Origin of the sequence: Streptomyces sp. NPDC021356, assembly GCF_040641015.1 — a bacterium.
In the GTDB taxonomy this organism is placed as follows: domain Bacteria; phylum Actinomycetota; class Actinomycetes; order Streptomycetales; family Streptomycetaceae; genus Streptomyces.
Window position 1 is genome coordinate 89373 of record NZ_JBFACU010000024.1, and the last position, 20368, is coordinate 109740.

A 20368-nucleotide genomic window follows, 5' to 3' on the forward strand; every position below is an offset into this window, starting at 1 on the left:
GCCGAGCCGACCGTCTCCTCGACCTCGCGATCGCGCGCCTGAAGGAGCACAAGTGGGATGCGCCTGGAGAGCGCAGGGTGGAGGGGTCGGAAACCTGGCACCGGATACTCACCCAACTGCAGTCCCTGGACGACGCGAAAGGCGCGATCACGTGGGACCTGAGCGTCGACTCCACGGTATGCCGTGCCCATCAGCACGGGGCCGGGGCCCGCAAGCGGGGTGACTCACAGAAAGAACCACCAGGCGGCATCTTCACCGAGCCTGGTGATCACGGGCTGGGACGCTCACGCGGCGGGTTCACCACCAAACTGCACCTGGCCGTCGAGCAGGGCCAAAAGCCCAAGTCGATCGTGGTGACCGCTGGGCAGCGGGGGGACTCGCCGCAGTTCGAACCCGTCCTGGAGAAGATCCGCGTGCCCCGCATTGGGCCGGGGCGGCCACGTGTCCGTCCCCATCGAGTCCGCGCTGACAAGGCATACGCCTCCCGCAGCAACCGCGCCTACCTGCGCCGCCGCGGAATCCGCTGCGCTATCCCCGACAAAGCCGACCGGGCGCGCAACCGCCTCAAGCGTGGATCGCGTGGCGGCCGGCCGCCGAAGTTCGACAAGGACGACTACGAACAGCGGCACGCGGTCGAGTGCGGGATCAACCGCCTCAAGAGGCACCGCGCCGTCGCCACGCGATCCGACAAGCTGGCGGTCCGCTACGAGGCGACCGTCCTCATCGCTGCCCTCGACGAGTGGCTGTGATCAGCACCTCCACAGCCGTCCTACGCGACCCTGACCACGTACTTGCCCTGGACGCCGCCCGCTTCCAGCGCCTGGTGTGCTGCTGCTGTCTCCTCCAGGGGGAAGACCGTGTCCACCGCAGGGCTTAGCTTGCCCTCGACCACATGGCGGGCGAGGTCGTCGAAGTCCGCCCGCGTGGGATTGCCGCTGAAGAAACGCACCCGGCCGTGTCCGTGGACCGTGCTGGCCGCGAGGTAGCCGAGCGACGCCGCAGGCCGTTTCAGGTCGAAGGCGATGGTGACCATGCGCCCGCCCGGATTCAGTAGGCGCCGGAAGGCCCGCAGGTCGGTCCCCGCGGTGTCCAGGACCACGTCGAAGCGGCCCAGTTCCGCCGGCCGCACGGTCCGGTGGTCGACGGCCTTGTGCGCGCCGAGCCCGCGGACGAAGTCGAGGTTGGCTGCACGGGCCAGGGCCGTGACCTCGGCGCCGTACGCCCGTCCGAGCTGGACGGCGGCGTTGCCGACACCGCCCGAAGCGCCCCGGACGAGGAGTCGTTCGCCGGGGCGCAGCCCGGCTTTGTCCCGCAGCGCGGTGATGGCCGTGGTGGCTACCGGCAGCGCGGCGGCGTCCACCAGGTCAAGGCAGTCGGGGAGCCGGCCGACCCGCTCAGCGGGTACGGTCACGTACTCGGCGGCGCTGCCGAACCCGGATGTGCGGCCCAAGACCCCCCATACGCGGTCGCCGGCCGCGAACCGGGTGACTCCGGCGCCCAGTGCCGCGACCTCGCCGGTGAAGTCCAAGCCGACGCGCTTGGGGAATTCCCGGCCGCTCAGGAGGCGGAGACGGCCGGCACGTGCTGCCAGTTCGCCGCCGTTGACGCTGAACGCGCGCACCTTCACAAGGACCTCGCCGGGGGCCGGCTCAGGGCGTGGCACGCAGCCCGTGTAGAGCACATCGGGGCCGCCATAGCGGTCGTAGAGCACTGCCTTCATCATGCGGTCGTTCATCGTTCTGCCTTTGCCGCCGGGGCCGTACAGGGATCTGGCATCGACCGTAAGCTCTTAAGTGGACGCAATCGTCCGCTTGGACCGGAAGCGAGAGACAGTGATGGCGGAATCCTCTCGGATCACAGCCCGGGACGGGGTGCGGGCGGACGCCCGGCGCAACCGAGAGCGCGTCCTCGTCGCCGCCCGTGCGGTCTTTGCGGAGCACGGGATCGACGCCCCGATGGCGACCGTGGCCCGACGGGCCGGGGTCGGCGTGGCGACGCTGTACCGGCATTTCCCGACCCGGGACGCCCTGGTGAGAGACGCGTTCGCGCAGCAGATGGAGACCTGCGCGCGGGCGCTCACCGAGGCTCTGGCCGCCCCTGACCCGTGGCAGGGCTTCCAGCAGCTGGTCGAGACGGTCTGCGCTCTGCAACGGGAGGAACGCGGGTTCCCGGCCGCGTTCGTCGCGGCCTTCCCGGAAACCGCGTCGGAACACGCGCAGTCCCGGCAACGAGCCGAGCGGGACTTCACGACTCTGGTACGCAGGGCCCAGGCGTCGGGCGCGCTACGGTCCGATTTCCACCCTTCCGACCTCGCCGTGGTCCTGTTGGCACACTGCGGTCTGGCGACCGCCCTACCGGATGACGGTGCAGCGTCCCGGCGCCTGGTGGCCTATCTGCTCCAGTCGTTCCGCACCGACCCGGCCAACAAACCGCTGCCCCCACCGGCTGCACTGACACTGCGCAGCCTCCCGATTGCAACAGACAGTCCCCAGGGGCAACGACCCTCCCGAGCCTGACAAGAAACGGTACTTGCCGCAGAGCACATCCAGCCCGATAACTCCACTTTCGCAACAGGCCCTACAACGCCGAGGACCGTAAACACGCCGAGGACCGTAAACACGCCGAGAAGGCGATCGAGGCGTTCGTGAAGACCTATGGCACCGAGTGGCCCAAGGCCGTCAAGAAGATCACTGACGACACCGACGAGCTACTGGCGTTCTACGACTTCCCTGCCGAGCACTGGGTGCACCTGCGCACCACCAACCCGATCGAGTCGACCTTCTCCACCGTCAAGCTCCGCACCAAGGTCACCAGGGGCGCCGGCAGCCCGGCCGCCGCCCTCGCCATGGTCTTCAAGCTCGTCGAGTCCGCCCAGACCCGATGGCGAGCGGTCACCGGCGCCCACCTCGTCGCCCTTGTCCGCGCCGGCGCCATGTTCGACAACGGCGTCCTGGCCGAGCGCGAGGAGGCGGCGGCCGCGTGAACCCGCCGACGCACGGGGCACTGCACCACGTCGAAATCTGGGTTCCCGATCTCGATCGCGCCGTCGCCTCACTCGGCTGGCCGCTTCAGACGCTGGGTTACGCCGTCTCGCAGAACTGGGACACCGGCCGCAGCTGGCTGCTCGGGCCGACCTACCTGGTCCTCGAGCGGTCCCCGGCCCTCACCGCCGACCGAGATGACCGCCGTCGACCCGGGCTGAACCACCTCGCCTTTCACGTCGAGGACGCCACTACCGTCGAGAAGCTGGCCGTCGACGCGGCCCAGCACGGCTGGAGCCTGATGTTCCCCGAGCTTCACCCACACGCCGGCGGCGAGCAGCACTACGCGGCCTACCTGGAGAACATCGCCGGCTTCGAGGTCGAGCTCGTCGCAATCAACTCACCCCAGAGCAGGTGAGCTCAACTGATCCACGGGTATGGACAATTACTCGGCGCGAGTGAACTCTCTGGCAACAAGTCTGGGGAAATCCTGTCCATGGGGCGCGTTGGATCGGCGCTGGACAACGCTGCCGCGGACTCGTTCCACTCGGTCCTCAAGGCCGAGTACGTACACCGGCACACCTTCGCCACCCGCGCCGAGGCACGGCTGAAGACCGCGACGTGGATCGCGGACTTCTACAACACGAAACGCCGTCACAGCGCGGCCGGCGGGAAACCGCCCACCGAGTTCGAACGGATCATCCAGAAAGCGCGAGCCCGGACCGATCAGGAAGGCCGAGCCGCATAACCAACGTCTCTGCGCAGCCAGGGGATTGACACAGTAGCGCAGGCCCTTTGCCCCGTTGCCGGCGCTGTGCCGCTGCCAGGCGGCTGCGGGGAGTCGGCCGACGAGGGTGTCCGCACGCACGAGGACGCGTCCTTGGTTGATCCGTACCCTGGTGGAGCAGGCCACGGCCAGGACGTAGCCGATGCCGGTCTCCTCCAGACTGGCGCGTAGGTGTGGGGTCCTGGCCGTAGGCTTCGTCGCCGGTCACCCACGAGGCGGTGAGTCCCGGGTCCAGCGCGGCGGCGATCATCTCTCCGGCCAGGTGGGGCTTGGTCGCGAACTGCACCGTCTCGGGTATCCCGGCTGCGCGGCGGCGCTCTGGATCGGAGCACCAGGAATGCTCGGGAAGGTAGAGCCGACGGTCGATCAGAGCCCGTCCCCGCTGGGTGGGGTGGGCGAGGAACACGCCGACCTGGCTGTTCTCGATGCGTCCTGCGGTGCCGGTGCACTGCCGCTGCGCCCCTGCCGAGGCCCGGCCCTTCTTCACGAAGCCGGTCCCGTCGACGACGAGGACACCGCCGTCTGTGCCCAGGTGTTCGACGGCATAGGTGCGGACGTCGTCGCGGACGGCATCCGCGTCCCAGCGGGCGTAGCGCAGCAGGCGCTGCATCGGCCCGGGCCGGGCATGTCCGGCCTGTTCGGCCAGTTGCCAGCAGTTCTTCCGCTCGACACTCGACAGCATCCCGAGCAGGTAGGCGCGGGCGGTCGCTCGGGGCTCCACTCGCCCGAACCGGCCCGCGATCCGGGTCATGACCTGATCGAACATCGCCTGCCAACGGACAGGGTCTACGCTATGGCCTGCGGCCACCGCACGATCTTCAGAAGTCCACACAACCCCCGATGATCACGCGTGGCCGTACCCGTTCCCCGCCGGGTCCGCGGCAAGATCGCGAACCCTGACTGAGGCATCAGGAGTGATCGAACAGAATGACTGCGCTCTGCGGTGCTTCCCGGCCGAAAAAGACTTCCAGGTTCTGCGCCGAGCGGCCGGCGGCGTCGCTACTACGCAGGAACAGCCGCTCTTCGTAGGCGCTGAGCGCGACCTCGGTATCGGGTTGCTCAACCAGCTTGCTCGCCAGGTCCGCGCCGTCGTACATGGCGAGGTTCGCGCCCTCGCCGGCAAAGGGTGACATCAGATGCGCGGCGTCGCCGACGAGCGTCACTGCGGGCACCCTGTCCCATTCAAGCCCGACGGGAAGGGCGTAGATGGGTCGGAGCCACGGTTCCGCGTCACTCTCTGTCACTAAGGTGGTGAGCAGCGGTGACCAGCCGTCGAACTCGTCGGCAAGTTGGCGGAGGCCCGCGGACGGGTCGCCGAAGTCGATCGACCTCATCCACTCCTCGGGCTTGTTCAGCGCCACGTATCCGCGCACGTGCCCGTCGGCGTAGCGATGGACGATGATGCCTTTGCCCGGCGCGACCGCCATCAGCGTGCCGCTGCCGATCGCGGCCACGCTCGCCCGACAGTTCTGGCCGCCCGAGGTGAGGGCGATCTCGATGAAGCAGGTTCCGCTGAAAAGAGGCTCGGCGGGGGTGAGCAGCGGACGCACCTTCGACCAGGCGCCGTCCGCGCCGATGACGATGTCGGCGCGGGCGGCGGAACCTTCCGCGAAGGCGAGACCGTAGCCGCCCTCCGGACGGTGCCGGACCGAGGCGAGCTTGTGACCCCACCTGATCGTCCCGGGCGCCAGCGAGTGGATGAGCAGGCGCCTGAGTTCGCCGCGATCCACCTCAGGACGGGCCGAACCGGGGTCCGCAGGCATGTCGAACAGGATCATGCCGTGGCGGTCTACCACACGCTTGGCGTCCTCGCCCGGGCGGACCAGAGTGAGGAACTCGTCGTACAGACCAGCTGCGCGAAGCGCGACCTGTCCGGTCTCTTCGTGGATGTCAAGCAGGCCACCCTGTGCACGGGTCGACGCCGAAGCCTCACCCTCGTAGATCGTCGCGGCGACGCCGTGAGCCTGAAGCACCCGGGCGAGCGTCAGCCCGCCCAGTCCCGCTCCGACGATGGCGATGGTCTTCTGCATGCTGCGCTCCTCTGTAGCGCCGACACGCGTCGGCGATAGTCAGCGCCGTGAGCGGACGGGACGTCCGGTCTCGGCAGGAGACGCTCACCGATCAGAACCATCTGCATCGATGTATGTGCGATACCCGGCGGGGGGACCCGCGAGACATCGTTTTTCGCGACCTTGTGACTATAGCCCGGCATCCACCTCGCACCGGCCGGGGCCGCTCACGCTGCGACGCACCGCGCCCGCCTCGTTCATCTCCGACAGCCGCCTCGACCGGCTCGGGGGTGTCGTTGGGTGTGGTTGTCCGAGTGCTGCCTTGTCCACGGCCAGGCTGCTGCACTGGTCCATCTGGCGCCGACAGCACCAGGTGACAGCCCGGCGCAGCCACTACCGCGACGAGCCCACTGGATAGATCGCGAAGTCAGACTGGAGTACTAGGTGTATTGACCCGCAGGGTTGTTCACACGGGACTGCTGCAGGGTTGGGTGACACCTGACCTGGCTTGCTGAGAGGCGGCCTGGAAGGATGTTGCAGTGACCAGGCCGTATCCGAAGGAGTTCCGCGAGGATGTCGTGCGGGTCGCGCGAAACCGCGAGCCCGGTGTCACGCTGGAACAGATCGCCGCCGACTTCGGCGTTCACCCGATCACTCTGTCGAAGTGGCTGCGCCGTGCCGACACCGACGAGGGCGCCAGGCCCGCGACGGCGTCGGGTGAGCCGGCCGAGCTGCGCGAGGCCCGTAAGCGCGTCCTGGAGACCGGCCGTACCTCCTGGACGGCGGTGCTGGACGCGGTCCGCCTTCAGCCCGGCGCCGACGTCGCCGCAGTGACAACCATGCAGATCCGCGAGGTCGTCGAGCGGCTGCTCGCCGTCGGCCAGTGGAAGCCGGGCGACCCGGAGGTCCTGGTCGTGCTGGACGCCGGATACGACGCCCCTCGCATCGCCCACCTGCTGGACGGCCTGCCCGTCGAGGTCCTCGGCCGACTCCGGTCCGATCGCGTGATGCGGCGTCCGACACCCTCCCGCGAAGAGTTCCACCTGGCCCCACCCCAAGGGCGGCCGACCGCCCAAACACGGCGGCGAGTTCGTCTTCGGCAATCCCGTAACCTGGGGCACCGAACAGGCCGTGACAGTCACGGACACACAGCTCTACGGGAAGGCGACCGCGCAGGCGTGGGACCGACTGCACCCGCGGCTGACCCGGCGGGCCGCATGGCTCGACCACGACGGGCCGCTGCCCGTCATCGAGGGCACCGTCATCCGGCTGGTCGTGGAGAAGCTGCCCAGCGGCGGGGTCAACAAGCCGGTATGGCTGTGGTGGTCGCGCACCGGCGCCACCGGAGCGGACGTCGACCGGTGCTGGCAGTCCTTCCTCCGCCGCTTCGACATCGAGCACACATTCCGCCTGTTCAAGCAGACCCTCGGCTGGACCAAGCCCCGGCTCCGCAGTTCGGAAGCGGCCGACCGGTGGACCTGGCTCGTGATCGCCACCTACGCCCAGCTCCGGCTCGCCCGTCCGCTGGCCACCGACCTCCGAAGGCCCTGGGAGAAGCCGACCGAGCCGAACAGACTCACACCCGCCCGCGTCCGCAGAGGGTTCGGAAACCTGCGCACGAAGACAGGTTCTCCGGCCGGCGCACCGAAACCCACCCGGCCCGGCCCCGGACGCCCGCCCGGCTCGAAGAACCGCCGCTCCGCCAGCCGTTACGACGTCGGACGCGTCCTCACCACCGGCGAGTCCTACACCCGACCCGCACACCACAAGGTCGGCACGAAGCCCCGACGCGTTGGCGGATCGACAAGTTCAGACTGATAGGCGGAAACCACCGATCTGGTACTCCAGCCCCTCACGGAACTCCAGGTGCGGGATGGCACTCCGCATTGCCGAGTACAGCGCGGGCGGAACCTCGTAGACCGCGGTCGCAAGAAAGTCGTCGTCGCGGCCGGGGAACAGGTCCCTGATACTCAGGATCTCGACTCGGGTCAGGCCAGTGACATGAGCGGCTTGCTCGTCGCTGTCCCAGCCGATGAGCTCCCACCCAAGGGCTTCGGTGTCGATATCGTTCACGCGCCTACAGTAAGCGCGAACTGCCCATGAGGTTAAACGCCAAGCTCAAGATCTGTGGATCAACCTCGGGTTGGACGCGAAGGGCGTACCTTCCCGATTGATCCTGTGATGGTCACCGAGTAGGCCCGCGTTCGCAGCGCGGGTCGGGAAGGCACGCCCGTTCTCAGCGTAGCCAATGCCGACGGCAGTACCCCGAACGGCTCCCTGATCGACGAGATCGTCCGTGAAGGGGCGAGGCGGATGCTCGCCGCCGCCCTGGAAGCCGAAGTCAATGCCTACATAGCTGAGTTGGTCGATCAACGGGACGACCCGGGCCGTCGTCTGGTGGTGCGCAACGGCTATCACCAGCCCCGGTCGGTGGCCACTGCCGCCGGGCCGGTGGAGGTAAAGGCCCCGCTGGTGAACGACAAGCGCATCGACGAGAGCACCGGGGAGGGCAAGCGGTTCTCCTCGGCGATCCTGCCGCCGTGGTGCCGCAAGTCCCCGAAGATCAGCGAGGTACTCCCGCTGCTCTACCTGCACAACCTCTCCTCCGGCGACTTCGTGCCCGCGCTGGAGCAGTTCCCGGGCAGCTCGGCCGGTCTCTCGCCGGCCACCGTCACCCGCCTCACCACCCAGTGGCAGGCTGACCACAAGGCATGCGGCGAGCGCGACCTGACCGGGTCCGATTACGTCTACGTCTGGGCCGACGGCATCCACCTGCGCATCCGCCTCGCCGAGGCGAAGTCCTGCGTCCTGGTGCTGATGGGCGTGCGCGCGGACGGCACCAAGGAACTGATCGCGATGGCCGACGGCTACCGCGATTCCGCCGAGTCCTGGGCCGACCTGCTGCGTGACTGCGCTCGCCGCGGCATGCACGCGCCCGTGCTCGCGGTCGGCGACGGCGCGCTCGGCTTCTGGAAGGCCCTGGCCGAGGTCTTCCCCGAAGCCCGGAACCAGAGGTGCTGGGTTCACAAAACGGCCAACGTCGTCAATGTCCTGCCGAAGTCGGCCCAGCCCGGCGCCCGCAAGGCTCTGCAGGACATCTACAACGCCGAGGACCGCGACCACGCACTCAAGGCGGTCACCGCCTTCGAGCATGCCTACGGCGCGAAGTGGCCCAAGGCCGTCAAGAAGATCACCGACGACGTCGAGGAGCTGCTGGCGTTCTACGACTTCCCCGCCGAGCACTGGATCCACCTGCGCACGACCAACCCGATCGGGTCGACGTTCGCCACGGTCCGGCTGCGGACCAAGGTCACCCGGGGAGCCGGCAGCACGGCCGCCGCCCTCGCGATGGTCTTCATGCTCGTCGAATTTGCCCAAGCCCGCTGGCGGGCCGTGAACGCGCCCCACCTCGTCGCCCTCGTCCACGCCGGAGCCCGCTTCGAATGCGGCCACCTCGTCGAACGCCCCGAAGTACAAGCAGCTTGAACGCCCTCAACGAGCGTGCACGTCACGTGACTCACTCCAGGGCGGTCGCGCGGGACCAGTAGTCGCGGACCACCGCCAGGTTGCGTTCGAAGACCTCATCGCCACGACGGCTGGTGAAGATCCCCGGGACCGCGAGCGATCGTCCCCTCGCCCGATGCACGCGCACCTCCCACCACGCCCCGCCGCGTGTCTGGTGGCTCCGCGGCTCGATCTTGGTGATCTCACTCCACGCGATGGATCTGCGGCTGACAAAGGTGGAGAACTGCATCCGGTCGGGCGCGAGGAGCGTTCGGCCATGTCCGCGGTTGATCATGTAGAAGAGCGAAGCCAGCCAAAGGGCGCCGACGACGCCAGCCCACCACCAGCGGCCCGTCGTGGCTGTCGCCTCCGTCGCCGCTGCCATGCCCGCGAAAAGCAGCGTCAAGACCGCGGTCCACCACCAGTTCCTACGCCGGGCAGCGACGTCGGGACCGATCCATATCTCCGGCACGCGCTGATGCTACAGACGGGCCGGCGGTGAGTGACAGCGAGTCCAGGACGCCTGTCCAGTACTGGGGTGCGGTCCACTGTCCGGCGTCGTAGGGCTGGCGGAGGGTCCAGTAGGCGGTGGTGAAGGCCTTGGTGGGCGCGCCGCTCAGGGCGGCCATCTTGTCGAGGGAGCCTCGCCTGGGCGCTGGTGGCATGCGAGGACGCCGAAGAGGTCGAACAGCACGATGGGTCGGCGGGGGGACACGGTGCGGGTTCCTCCAGGTCAGGTGGTGGGCGTCAGGGGCGGTTTGGCAGGGCGCGGGCGAGGGGGCCGAGGCAGGCGAGGGCGTCGAGGCCGACGGGGGCGAGGGCGACGCTAATCGCTCCGGCCGCGTGGCGGGCTTCGATCGCTGCGCGGGCTTGCTCGGGGGTGCCGGCGATGCTCAGCTCGCGGACCCAGGCGGCGGGCAGGGTCCGGGCGAACGTGCGGCCGTTCGGGGCGGGCGGCGCGGTGTGCGCGCAGTTCGGCGGCGAAGGGCACGGGGTCGATGTGCGCGGCCCATTCGGGCTCGCCGACCGCCTCCACTCCGGCGCGGCCGCGGGCGAGGGCGGCTTCCTCGTCGTCGACGGCCGCGGCGTCGTAGGTGACGATCTCCCGGTCGCCCGTGGCGGAGGCGGCGCTGGCGTCCATGTGCTGCAGGGAGGTGGCGATGTAGGAGGGGGCCGCGGGTTCGGCCAGGAGGAGCCCGTCGGCGACCTCGCCCGCGGCTTGCGGTGATCGGGGGCCGCGCACGCCCAGGAGGACCGGCGGGATGGCCTCGGTGGCGGGTGTCTCAGTGAGGACGACGCCTTCGCATTGCACGTAGCGGCCGTTCGCGGGGCCGGGTTCGCCCCGCAGGAGCCGGCGCAGCGCGGTGGTGTACTCCTTGATCAGTGTCAGGGGGCTGGCGGGCCAGTTTCCGGCCTGGCGCATCCAGTCGGGCATGCCGTGGCCGATGCCGGCGATGAGACGGCCGGCGCGGAGCTGGGGGGGTGGCCAGTTCCATCGCGGTGAAGCACACGTTGCGGGCGCCGGTGGGCAGGATGCCGATGCCGACGGTGATGTGCGTGGTGGCGGCCAGGACGATGGCGGCCTGGGCGATGCCGCCGCGCCAGCCGAGGGCCTCCACCACCCAGATCTGTTCGAAGCCCAGTTCTTCGGCGCGCCGTGCGTACGGCAGTGCGTCACGGGCGGGGAGGTCGCGGGGCAGCAGGACGCTGACGCGGCCGCGGGCGGGCTGGGTGTGGGGCTCGGGCATCAGGGGCTCCTTGGGGAACGGCGGCGGATTTCGCCTCCCGGTCCTCGGCGGGCTGGGGAGCTGGGGGGCTTGTGCGGCACGAGGGTCAGGCTCGTGCCGCACAAGCGGTCAGTGGCCGGCGGCTGCCATCTCGCTCTGGCGGGTGTGGTCGGCTCCGGTGCGCAGGACGCGGGCGCCCACGGCGGTGGTCACGCACAGCAGGGTCAGCAGGACGAAGGCGTGGTTGAGGGCGACGAGGTGGGCCAGCCAGCCGATGACGGCGGGGCCGGCGAGCATGCCGACGTAGCCGAGTCCGGCGACGCGGGAGACGTTCGCGCCGGCGGCCGCGGGGTCGGCATGCCCAGCCGCGCTGAACAGCTGCGGGACACAACCCGACAGGCCCAGCCCGAACAGTGCCCAGCCGGTGAACGCGGCCCACATCCACGGGCCCAGGGCCACGAGTGTGATGCCGACGGCAGCCGTGGCCGCGCCGTAGCGCAGGATCGCCATGGAGCCGAACCGGGCGACGAAGCGGTCCGCGAGCAGCCGGCCGAGGGTCATGGCCGCGGCGAAGGTGCCGTACGCGAAGGCGGCCGTGCTGGCCGGCGCACCGAGGACGTCCTTGAGGTGCAGGGCGCTCCAGTCGTTGGCGGCGCCCTCGCACAGCATGACCATCAGCGCCAGGACGGCCAGCAGCCAGACCCGCCCCGTGCTGCTGCGACGCCTGGCGGCCGGTGCCGGGTCAGGCTCCGTAGCGGAGACGGAGTCGGCGTCGGGGCTCTCGGCGGCGGGTAGCAGGGCGCGTGCCGAGGCCAGGGCGATCACGACGCCCACGGCTCCGATGGCGGCCATGCCCGCGGCCGGGTTCAGGCCCGCGCTCGCCGCGCCCGCACCGACGAGCGAGGCGAGGACGCCGCCGACGGAGAACGTGGCGTGGAAGCCGGACATGACGGGCCGCCCGTACGCCTTCTCCACGTGCACGGCGTGGGCGTTCATGCTCACGTCCAGGCAGCCGTTGCAGAACCCGAAGACCAGCAGTGCACCGGCCAGCGTCCACGGATCCCGGGCGAGACCGGGCAGAACCAGCGCCGCGCCGCACAGGATGCCGCTAGCGGGGACCACCACGCGGGAGCCCAGGCGGTCGGTCAGGGGGCCGGCCACCTGCATCCCGATGAAGGCTCCGAGCCCGAGCAGCACCAGCAAGCCGCCGAGGGTGGCGTGGCTGATGCCCACACGGTCCTCGATCGCGGGGATGTGCACCACCCAGGTGCCCATCAGGGTGCCGCACAAGACGAAACAGATGTAGGTCGCCACACGGGCGGCTCGAAGCGAACGTTCCATGCCACCCACCGTAACGAACATCAATCATGTTCGAAAGTCGAGGTATGAACAGATTGCTTGTTTGTTTTCTGGTGGTGTTCAATCGCGGTATGAGCAACGCAGACCGGCACGGACTGATCGCCAAGACCGTCAGGGACTCCGGCGGCGCCACGGTCCAAGAGCTCGCCCAGCTGACCGGCGCCTCGGAGATGACCATCCGCCGCGACCTCGACACCCTCGCCGCCCAGGGTGTTCTCGAACGCGTCCGCGGTGGGGCACGCACCTTGCTGCTCCGCGGCGAGGAGCCCCCCTTCGCACTGCGCGCCCACGAGGCCATCGACGCCAAACGGCGGATCGCGGCCGAGGTCTCCGCGCTCATCGCCGACGGCGAGAGCGTCCTGCTGGACAGCGGCACCACCTGCCTGGAGGTCGCCCGCCTCCTGCGCGAGCGGCCCGTCACCGTCATGCCGCTGTCCCTCCAGGCCATCCACCTGCTCGGCGAGACACCCGGCCCGGCCACACTGGTCGTGCCCGGCGGACAGCCCCGCGCCGCCGAGGGAGCCCTCACCGGCCCCCTCACCCTCGCCTCCCTGGCCGCCCTGCGCTTCGACACCGCCGTCATCGGCTGCTGCGGACTGAGCGCCGCCGACGGCCTGACCGCCTACGACCTCGACGACGCCGCGGTGAAGAAAGCGGGCATCGCCTCCGCCCGCCGCACCATCGTCGCCACCGACGGCGCCAAACTCGGCCGCACCGCCTACGCCCACGTCGGCCCCGCCACCCTCCTGCACACCCTCGTCACCGACACCACCGCACCCGCCGAAGAGGTCACCGCACTCGAAGGCGCCGGCACCACCGTCAAAACCGTCTGACCGCTCCGCCGTGCGGGCGCGCCGCCCCCGCCCGGCAGAGGTCGGCCTCGTGGCCCGCTTCCCGCTCACCCCTGGGGGCCGGGCGATCGTCTTCACCGGCGCGATCCGCAACTCCCTGGTCGTCCTGCCCCTGGCTCTCGCCCTGCCGGCGGGCCTGGAGGTCGCTGCGGTCGTCTTGGTCACCCAGACCCTCGTCGAAGTCCTCGGCATGGTCACCTACGCGCCACGGAAAGTGGCCATCGGAACAGCTTTCGCCGCGTTCCTTGTGACCGGCATCAGTGTGACCGGCGCGCAGGCCGCGCCCGCGAAGTACAGCCTCACGGTCACCCAGGCCGCTGCGGTGAAGACCGCCTTCGTCTCCACCGCGGCGGCGGCGAGCTGCCGCCTCAACCCATCACGATCACCCGCACGAGTATGTGCATGGGCATCGGCGCCCGGGTCAACCTGCCCAAGAACGGCAAACCGGAAGGCTATGCGACCTTCGACATCAGGCACTCCATGACCTTGCAGACCAGCAAGCTCAAGTGGGGCGAGAGCTTCACCGTCGGCAAGGCCACGCTCGTCAACGCCGGCGGGGTGCGCATGAGCGTCTCCGTCGGTGGTGGTAAGGGGGTGAAGACCGCGGTCAAGTTCCCGCAGGGCTCCACCCTCGGACCCGCCCACAAGGGCACTGTCGGCTACGCCGCGAGCGTCGCGAAGAGGAAGCAGCTCACGAGCCGGGCTTCCTACCGGTTCTCGTTCACCAAGCCCGGTTACACACCGGCGGGTTCACCTACAACTCCGCCAAGTACCACTGAGACGACACGTTCTGGGGCCCCACCAAACGCACCAAGAACCCCGACTGCGTCTTCCCCTCCTTCGCCCCCACCTCCACCCCCTCCCGCAGCGACCGGCAGATGAGGCAGTCCGCCACCCACATCTACGACGCCCAGCGCAAGATCTCCGGGCACCCGGGCGCATCTACCCCGCTGCACCGCATCACCGACGCGAAGACCATCGCCGCCCACCGCAAGGCCATGTGCGCCAAGGTCCACAACCCCAACCCCTCAAACTACGACTGCGACGAGTACCCCTTCGCCGCCAGCAAGGAAGGCGGCAACGCCCGCCGCGGCAGCACCCGCATCATCTCCGCCGGCGACAACCGCAGCGCCGGCGCCCGCCTCGGCGGCTTCTACAAGAGCCAGCGCGTACTGAACGGCGACGCCTACTACGTCCACATCAAGTAACACCAGCACCGCACCCGTGCCTGCCACACTGACCCCAGGCACCACCTGACCGGCAGGCACCGCGCACACGACGGGGGTTCTCATGCCACGCCCGACCTGGCCCCACCTCCAAGGCCGTACCCGCCCTTTGAAGATGAAGGAGTGGGGCGACCTCACCGTCATGGACCCCGACACCGGCGGCCCCAAGCCGCACGGCCGCGGACTCCTGTCGGCGGGGAAGGACTGGCTGCACATCGACGCCGGCAGCGCCCTGGAGAACCCCGTCGTCACCCTCTACGCCGGAGAAGACCCGGGAACGGAGGACGGCTGGGACGAGGTCGAAGAGACCACCCTGGTCTCCACGACCGGCTTCCTCGCCCTGTGCGACAGCGGATACACACCCGTGCGCAAGGAGAACCTCGCCACCGCAGGACCCGGCCCCTACCTGGTCCGCGTCCACGCCGCCGACCGCTCCACGGACGGCAAAAAGCCCCGCTTCCTCATCCAGGTCATCCCCGGCAACCGCACCGGCGCCCAACCGGGACCGCCGGCCCCCACGATCGAGGAGACCGCCGGCCCCCTCCTGATCCGCACCTCCTACGACCAGCCCGACCCCTGGGCGCGCCTGCTCCAGGTCCTCGAAGGCGGCTCGGAGCACTACGAGTCGGTCACCGTCATCGACAACCCCCTCTACACCGGCTTCACGCCCGGCCGGCTCCAGGCACGGATCACACGCGACGACGAGGACTGGCCCGACAGCCCCTTCCTCCTCATCGCCGACGAACAGACCCTGGCCTCCGCGGAGTGGCCGTTGCTGGCCGTGAACAACCTGCCCGGCGAGGACGATGCCCCGTTCAGGATCACCCTCGCCGCGGCCGGCTCCTTCGCCGTCAACCTGGAACTGGGGAACACGAGCTTTGGCGACTGGAGCCGCGGCGTCGGCACCGACGGTGCCTACCGAGGGAAGCACTACTGACAGGCACTTTCGCGGGCGGGGCCCGGGGCCGCACAACGGAAGGCGGCCAAGGGGACAGGGGGCATCGGAGTCTGACTCGTCAGGTCCTGTCCGCCGACAGACGAGCTTGCGTTGGCGGCGCGGCCGAACGAGCGACCTGTCCCGCCAGAGCACCGAAACCTCACCGGCCCGGTCCCGGACGACCACCCGGCACGAGTACAGGAGCCGGGCGCCCCGCTACGACGTGGGCAAAACCGTCCGACGCGAGAAGACACTCATCGCCCTACATCCGTCGAAAGGTTAAAGAACAAGCTCAAGTACAGTCAGGGCTGCTGGACGAAGGCGAGGATGTCAGGGTTGATGTCGCCGGCGTTCACGGTGAGCATTCCGTGCGACAGTCCCTCGTAGATCTTCAAGGTTGCATTCTGCAGGAGCTCCGCCTGCTTGAGGGCGGCTTCCTGGTACGGGACGACCTGGTCGTCGTCGCCCTGGAGGACGAGCACCGGCACGGTGATGGCCTTGAGGTCTGCGGTCTGGTCGGTTTCCGAGAACGCCTTGATGCCCTCGTAGTGGGCAAGGGCGCTTCCGGTCATCCCCTGGCGCCACCAGTTGTCCACGACCTGCTGCGAAAGCGGGACGCCGTCACGGTTGAACCCGTAGAAGGGGCCGGAGGCCACCGCGTGGAAGAACTCTGCCCGGTTGGCCGCCAGAGCGTCGCGGAAGCCGTCGAAGACCGAGACGGGAACACCGTCGGGGTGCTCGGCGGTCTGCACCATCAGCGGGGGCACCGCCGCGACGAGTACCGCCTTCGCGACGCGGCCCTGGGGCTGGCCGAACTTGGCCACGTACCGCGCGACCTGTCCGCCACCGGTGGAGTGTCCGACGTGCACAACGTTGCGCAGGTCCAGGTGCTGCACGACGGCGTCGACGTCGCTGGCGTAGTGGTCCATGTCGTGACCGGAGCCGATGTCGGAGGAACGCCCGTGTCCGCGACGGTCGCTGGCGATCACGCGGTAGCCGTTGGTGAGGAAGTACAGCATCTGCGCGTCCCAGTCATCCGAGGACAGCGGCCAGCCGTGGTGGAACATGATGGGCTGGGCATCGCGCGGGCCCCAGTCCTTGTAGAAGATCTCGGTGCCATCTTGCGTGGTGACGAACGGCATGTCTTACTCCTCGTCTGTGCCGCCGGGATCCGGCGGCACGCATGGCGTCTCGACGGCTTCGCCGCGACGGTGAGCTGCGCCGGCAGGACGGCAGCAGCGAGGTGTGCCAGCCGGGGGCGCCGGCCGGTCGGAGGTAGAGGCCGCATGCGGCTGAGCGATCAGCCGCATGCGGGCACTGTGAAGTGGGGACGGACCGGACCGGTCGCCAGACTGACGCCGGTCTGGGGTGTCCGCTCAGCGAGTGGCACCGAGCAGGTACTGCTCGGTGCGGGCGACGATTCCGAGGAACGTCGCGTCGTCGCCGTATGCACGGGCCAAGATCAGGCCGCCCTGTATTGCCGCGACTGCGTCCAGCGCGCGGTCTGCCGCTTCCTGATGTGAGAGACCGCCGGTGCGCAGCACTCCCGCGAGGGCGTCGACCCAGTCGGTGAAGTAGGTCCGCACCGCGTCGGCGAACGTGTCCTGTTCTTCACCCAAGGTCATCGCGGCGAACAGGCACACGCGATTGCGCGAGGTGAAGTACTGCGCCACCTCCTGCGACATTGCTTCGATCGCCTCGGCGGCGTCGTTGGCAGTGCGCAGGGGGGTGAAGATCCGTTCCTCGAACCACTCACTTACCTGATCGAGGACGGCAGCGGCCATGTCGGTCTTCCCTCGGGGGAAGAAGTGGTACAGGCTGCCGCGGCCGACGCCAGTCTCCTGCTGAATGACCGACAGGGAGCCGCCTTCAAAACCTCGCTTGCGGAAGACGCCGGCGAGGGCGTGGACGACGTCCGAGCGGTCGAGGACGGTTCGTGCCATTACAGTCCGAGCTCGCTCAGGCCGGGGTGGTCCGCCGGACGGGGGCCGGATGCGTCCCAGAAGAACTTGCGCTCGGACTCATCGATGGCGACGTCGTTGATACTCGCGTGGCGGTGGGTCATCAGACCGTCCTTGTCGAAGTGCCAGTTCTCGTTGCCGTAGGCGCGGAACCACTGGCCGGCAGCGTCATGGTACTCGTAGGCGAAGCGCACGGCGATCACGTCGCCGGTGTACGCCCACAGTTCCTTGATGAGGCGGTAGTCGAGTTCCCGGTCCCACTTGTCGGCGAGGAAGTCGACGATGGCGGGGCGGCCCTGCACGAAGGTCGAGCGGTTACGCCACCAGCTGTCCTCGCTGTATGCGAGGGAGATGCGCTCGGGGTCACGGGTGTTCCACGCGTCTTCGGCGGCGCGGACCTTCTGGATCGCGGTGGCCTCAGTGAACGGGGGAAGGGGAGGACGAGACATCACGGCGCCTTTCGAGAGCAAGGTGTGTACCGATCGATACAATGTGTACTGTTCGGTTCGGTGTGTACCTAACAGTACAGACGGCTGATGGGGGCGTCAACACTGGATTTCGCAGATGCGTGAATCTCGCCCCGCCATCGAGGCCGCTACCGCTGCCCGCGCCGAGAGTTCCGCCCCCCTGCAGGATGCCAAGGCCGTGTTCGGGCAGGTCAAAGCCCGCGAAGACGGTGAAGCGACCTCGACGAGAGGGCCGTGCACCACGGTGGCGTAGCTGTCACTCGACGCGCTGCGTGCACGCGGCGTCGCCGGCGCCTGCGCCGAAGGGGCGGACCAGAGCGTGCCCGTCGCCACAGAGACCGTCGCTCTGCAATCCGACGACACGGCCGCAGCCAACGCTCTGCCCGACGAGGCCGCCGTCTCCCTCGTCGACGAGACCACGGGCGCCGTGGTGACGGCCTGGCCCGAGGAGCCGTGACTGTCGCCCCGGATCCGAGCCAGAGCCCGCGCTACGCGCCGGGAGGGTCCGTCTCGTCTCCGGTGTGGTCGAATCCGCGCAGTACCGGCGTGATCTCCTGCGCGGCCCCGCACAGGGTGCACAAGGTCGTCGCCGGGTTCTCCGCGACGTCCAGGGCGCGCTCCAGGTCCAGGACCGGCGCATCCTGCGGCGCCTCGGTGCAGTCCGGGGCGTGCAGGACACGCCGGCCGGGGCCGCGCCGGATTCGGACCTTCTGCACCACCCAGCCGGACGGCCGGCGCTCTCCGAGAATCTCGCGGACGGCTGACGGCGGGGCCGGCGCTTCCAGCCGGTCGGTGGGGATCTGGTCGTAGTCGACGCCGTCGACCGGCCGCACATGCTCCGGGGCGCGGACCCACACCCGGTACTCCGCGGCCCGCAGGGCGCCGTCCTCGCTGCCCTCGTACGACGGCAGGCCCACCTGGAACACCCAGCCGTTCTCGGTCTGCCGCCGCCTCCACAACCGGGCCACGATCTCCTGCTCGGGATGGCCCAGGACCGGGTCGGGGGGCAGGACGACCCGCACCGGCACGGGGCCGGGCGCAGCAGGGCCAGGGGGCGGCGTCACGTTCCCCACCGTACGCAGCCGTTCTCGGTCCTTCTGCGCCGCCTGCGTCGGCGGATCTTTCGCGAGGGAGAGGTGTCTGGGTGCCGTGGGGCGGGTGGGCTCGTAGCCTGGAAGTTGTGGGATCTCACGCCCTGTCGCATGTGCTGGCCTCGTGACCTGCGTGGCTTCGTTCTGTCTCACCACGGCCACTGCTCGTCTGTCTCACGGGTGACGTCAAATCCCCAGCCTCCGCAGTCGGCTCCAGTGAAGGGGAACCGAGGATCATGATTGGGCTGCGAGGCGGGTGAGGGTGTCGGCGCGGATACGGAAGACACCCTACTGAGGGTAGGGGTTAGACCGTGATACCGGCAGGTCAAAGGCAGTCGCAGCAGGCCGAGTTATCTGAGAGCCCGGCGAGGTCCAGGGCCTGGGCCGGGAGACCACGGCGCGCCCTCGCACCGAGCGGGGCCGATTCTCACCAGAGCGACCGCCTGGCCGTCGGCGACAACCCAGGCGCCGGCCGTCGCCGGGTACGCGGCCTGCCGGGCGGCGACATGGAGGGGCGCCGTTGCCGACCGCGGGCACGTTGGCGCGTGCGTGGGGAGCTCCCATCCCGTCCACCGTCGGCCCAGGCGAAGCCGAGCAGACGCGGTCCAGGGCGTCCAGGTCGTTCGTACAGTGGCACGTTCCACCTGGATGCCCTGAACCACGCACGCTCCCCGGTGTGTGGGTCGACGGCGGACGGGATGGGAGCTGGGGTGAGTGGTGGGTTGGCGCATGTGGTGAAGGTGGAGGATGCGGCGCTACAGTCCCAGACGTGAAGCCGGGGAGACTGAGGCTTGCTGATCCTGGTGCTTGTGCTCATCTGCGTGGCGACCAGGTGGCTCGAAACCACATTGCCGCAGCCGTGGGACGGTCTGCCCGCCGGGTTGGGCTTCCTGGCGATGGTGTGGTCCATCCGATCGACCCTTCCTCAAAGCCAAGAAGGCCAGAGGCCGACGATTGAGCGTGCCCGCTGCATGCCCGTTACGGCAGCACATCAGGGGAAGCCCGGGGAAGCCACGGGGGCTCCGCAAGAAACGGGCGGGTCAGCAACCTGCCGGGTCAGCGGCCATCCATGTACGCGATCTTCCCGAACTAGCTATCCGCCGATCAGGAGTAGAAGCCCCGGCCGTACTCCTCGGGCCTGGTCATCCAGGGGACCCGGGCTCGGCTGCTGGCCAGGGGATTTGACGAGGAGGACCTGCCCAGCCAGGCGACGGCTTACCGACTCCTGGAGGATCTGGAGTGGCGTCATCCGACGTTCCGGCTGAGCACGAAGCGGAACCGGGACATCGCCTCTCGGCCCGGCGGGGTCTACGGGAAGCTGCGGCCAACCCGGCCGGGCGAGTACCTGCTGATGGACACCAGCCGGCTGGACGTCTTCGCCCTGGACCCGGTCACGCTGCAGTGGCTGCAGGCGGAGCTGACCGTCGCTTGACCACCGGCGTCTGCGTTCCTCTTGATGCCCCGTCGC

General features: G+C 69.3%; 19 protein-coding genes and 7 pseudogenes. 14 read left to right on the forward strand and 12 right to left on the reverse strand.

Annotated features, from left to right (window positions below):
- Positions 1–92 precede the first annotated feature (92 nt).
- Positions 93–749 (forward strand): annotated as a pseudogene (locus AB0G56_RS28575) (IS5 family transposase); the annotation flags it as partial.
- 20 nt (positions 750–769) lie between these two features.
- On the opposite strand, the gene AB0G56_RS28580 reads toward AB0G56_RS28575, so the two are convergent.
- Positions 770–1735 carry an NAD(P)-dependent alcohol dehydrogenase gene (locus AB0G56_RS28580; RefSeq protein ID WP_360974440.1) on the reverse strand — a complete coding sequence of 322 codons (966 nt, stop codon included), beginning with the start codon at positions 1733–1735 and terminating at the stop codon, positions 770–772.
- Positions 1736–1835: 100 nt separating this feature from the next.
- On the opposite strand from AB0G56_RS28580, the gene AB0G56_RS28585 reads away from it, so the two are divergent.
- The 4 genes and pseudogenes from AB0G56_RS28585 to AB0G56_RS28600 all read left to right on the forward strand — a co-directional run bounded on the left by AB0G56_RS28585 (position 1836) and on the right by AB0G56_RS28600 (position 3729).
- Positions 1836–2516 carry a TetR/AcrR family transcriptional regulator gene (locus tag AB0G56_RS28585; RefSeq protein WP_360974443.1) on the forward strand — a complete coding sequence of 227 codons (681 nt, stop codon included), beginning with the start codon at positions 1836–1838 and terminating at the stop codon, positions 2514–2516.
- Positions 2517–2602: 86 nt separating this feature from the next.
- Positions 2603–2983 (forward strand): annotated as a pseudogene (locus AB0G56_RS28590) (transposase); the annotation flags it as partial.
- Positions 2980–3399 (forward strand): VOC family protein, encoded by a 420-nt coding sequence (locus AB0G56_RS28595; protein WP_360974446.1) that lies wholly within the window; start codon positions 2980–2982, stop codon positions 3397–3399. The pseudogene AB0G56_RS28590 and the gene AB0G56_RS28595, both read left to right, overlap by 4 nt.
- A 78-nt stretch (positions 3400–3477) precedes the next feature.
- The gene (locus AB0G56_RS28600; RefSeq protein WP_360974449.1) at positions 3478–3729 is read left to right on the forward strand and encodes an integrase core domain-containing protein; all 252 of its coding nucleotides are present in this window, start codon (positions 3478–3480) and stop codon (positions 3727–3729) included.
- Here AB0G56_RS28600 and AB0G56_RS28605 read toward each other — a convergent pair.
- Together AB0G56_RS28605 and AB0G56_RS28610 are read right to left on the reverse strand one after the other, a co-directional pair.
- Positions 3680–4528 (reverse strand): annotated as a pseudogene (locus AB0G56_RS28605) (IS701 family transposase); the annotation flags it as partial. The gene AB0G56_RS28600 and the pseudogene AB0G56_RS28605 sit on opposite strands and share 50 nt — an antisense overlap.
- 148 nt (positions 4529–4676) lie before the next feature.
- Positions 4677–5798 carry an NAD(P)/FAD-dependent oxidoreductase gene (locus AB0G56_RS28610; RefSeq protein WP_360974452.1) on the reverse strand — a complete coding sequence of 374 codons (1122 nt, stop codon included), beginning with the start codon at positions 5796–5798 and terminating at the stop codon, positions 4677–4679.
- 557 nt (positions 5799–6355) lie between these two features.
- On the opposite strand from AB0G56_RS28610, the pseudogene AB0G56_RS28615 reads away from it, so the two are divergent.
- Together AB0G56_RS28615 and AB0G56_RS28620 are read left to right on the forward strand one after the other, a co-directional pair.
- Positions 6356–6463 (forward strand): annotated as a pseudogene (locus tag AB0G56_RS28615) (helix-turn-helix domain-containing protein); the annotation flags it as partial.
- A gap of 69 nt (positions 6464–6532) precedes the next feature.
- A pseudogene (locus AB0G56_RS28620) lies at positions 6533–7595 on the forward strand (transposase); the annotation flags it as partial.
- On the opposite strand, the gene AB0G56_RS28625 reads toward AB0G56_RS28620, so the two are convergent.
- Positions 7587–7850, reverse strand: coding sequence for a hypothetical protein (locus AB0G56_RS28625; RefSeq protein ID WP_360974455.1), 264 nt, complete (start codon positions 7848–7850; stop codon positions 7587–7589). The pseudogene AB0G56_RS28620 and the gene AB0G56_RS28625 sit on opposite strands and share 9 nt — an antisense overlap.
- 204 nt (positions 7851–8054) lie before the next feature.
- Between AB0G56_RS28625 and AB0G56_RS28630 the strand changes: the two genes are divergently transcribed.
- Entirely contained in the window at positions 8055–9263 is a 1209-nt protein-coding gene (locus tag AB0G56_RS28630) for an IS256 family transposase (protein WP_360974552.1), read from the forward strand.
- 31 nt (positions 9264–9294) lie between these two features.
- Here the strand turns inward: AB0G56_RS28630 and AB0G56_RS28635 are convergent, their stop codons facing one another.
- From AB0G56_RS28635 to AB0G56_RS28650, 4 genes and pseudogenes are all read right to left on the reverse strand, one after another.
- Positions 9295–9753, reverse strand: a complete 459-nt coding sequence (locus tag AB0G56_RS28635; protein ID WP_360974458.1) for a hypothetical protein — start codon at positions 9751–9753, stop codon at positions 9295–9297.
- A gap of 354 nt (positions 9754–10107) precedes the next feature.
- Entirely contained in the window at positions 10108–10716 is a 609-nt protein-coding gene (locus AB0G56_RS28640) for an LLM class flavin-dependent oxidoreductase (protein WP_360974461.1), read from the reverse strand.
- A 106-nt stretch (positions 10717–10822) separates the two neighbouring features.
- A pseudogene (locus AB0G56_RS28645) lies at positions 10823–11029 on the reverse strand (LLM class flavin-dependent oxidoreductase); the annotation flags it as partial.
- A gap of 108 nt (positions 11030–11137) precedes the next feature.
- Complete coding sequence (locus tag AB0G56_RS28650; protein WP_360974464.1) at positions 11138–12349, reverse strand: MFS transporter; 1212 nt, start codon at positions 12347–12349, stop codon at positions 11138–11140.
- 89 nt (positions 12350–12438) lie between these two features.
- Between AB0G56_RS28650 and AB0G56_RS28655 the strand changes: the two genes are divergently transcribed.
- From AB0G56_RS28655 to AB0G56_RS28670, 4 genes are all read left to right on the forward strand, one after another.
- A complete protein-coding gene (locus AB0G56_RS28655) occupies positions 12439–13200 on the forward strand; it encodes a DeoR/GlpR family DNA-binding transcription regulator (protein WP_360974467.1) in 762 nt (253 codons plus the stop codon).
- Between the two features lie 49 nt (positions 13201–13249).
- A complete protein-coding gene (locus AB0G56_RS28660) occupies positions 13250–13702 on the forward strand; it encodes a hypothetical protein (RefSeq protein WP_360974470.1) in 453 nt (150 codons plus the stop codon).
- A 394-nt stretch (positions 13703–14096) separates the two neighbouring features.
- Positions 14097–14426 (forward strand): NucA/NucB deoxyribonuclease domain-containing protein, encoded by a 330-nt coding sequence (locus tag AB0G56_RS28665; protein ID WP_360974473.1) that lies wholly within the window; start codon positions 14097–14099, stop codon positions 14424–14426.
- Between the two features lie 133 nt (positions 14427–14559).
- Positions 14560–15381, forward strand: coding sequence for a hypothetical protein (locus AB0G56_RS28670; RefSeq protein ID WP_360974476.1), 822 nt, complete (start codon positions 14560–14562; stop codon positions 15379–15381).
- A gap of 302 nt (positions 15382–15683) precedes the next feature.
- Here AB0G56_RS28670 and AB0G56_RS28675 read toward each other — a convergent pair whose 3' ends face one another.
- From AB0G56_RS28675 to AB0G56_RS28685, 3 genes are all read right to left on the reverse strand, one after another.
- The gene (locus tag AB0G56_RS28675) at positions 15684–16523 is read right to left on the reverse strand and encodes an alpha/beta hydrolase (RefSeq protein WP_360974479.1); all 840 of its coding nucleotides are present in this window, start codon (positions 16521–16523) and stop codon (positions 15684–15686) included.
- A gap of 234 nt (positions 16524–16757) precedes the next feature.
- Positions 16758–17324 (reverse strand): TetR/AcrR family transcriptional regulator, encoded by a 567-nt coding sequence (locus AB0G56_RS28680; protein ID WP_360974482.1) that lies wholly within the window; start codon positions 17322–17324, stop codon positions 16758–16760.
- Entirely contained in the window at positions 17324–17791 is a 468-nt protein-coding gene (locus AB0G56_RS28685) for a nuclear transport factor 2 family protein (protein ID WP_167531713.1), read from the reverse strand. Before AB0G56_RS28685 ends, AB0G56_RS28680 begins: the two co-directional genes overlap by 1 nt.
- A gap of 337 nt (positions 17792–18128) precedes the next feature.
- Here AB0G56_RS28685 and AB0G56_RS28690 point away from each other — a divergent pair, with 337 nt between their 5' ends.
- The gene (locus tag AB0G56_RS28690) at positions 18129–18266 is read left to right on the forward strand and encodes a hypothetical protein (protein ID WP_360974485.1); all 138 of its coding nucleotides are present in this window, start codon (positions 18129–18131) and stop codon (positions 18264–18266) included.
- Between the two features lie 31 nt (positions 18267–18297).
- On the opposite strand, the gene AB0G56_RS28695 is transcribed toward AB0G56_RS28690, so the two are convergent.
- On the reverse strand, positions 18298–18873 hold the full coding sequence (locus AB0G56_RS28695) for a DUF6233 domain-containing protein (protein ID WP_360974488.1): 576 nt from the start codon (positions 18871–18873) through the stop codon (positions 18298–18300).
- A gap of 1165 nt (positions 18874–20038) precedes the next feature.
- Between AB0G56_RS28695 and AB0G56_RS28700 the strand changes: the two are divergent.
- Positions 20039–20329 (forward strand): annotated as a pseudogene (locus AB0G56_RS28700) (transposase); the annotation flags it as partial.
- Between the last annotated feature and the right edge of the window lie 39 nt (positions 20330–20368).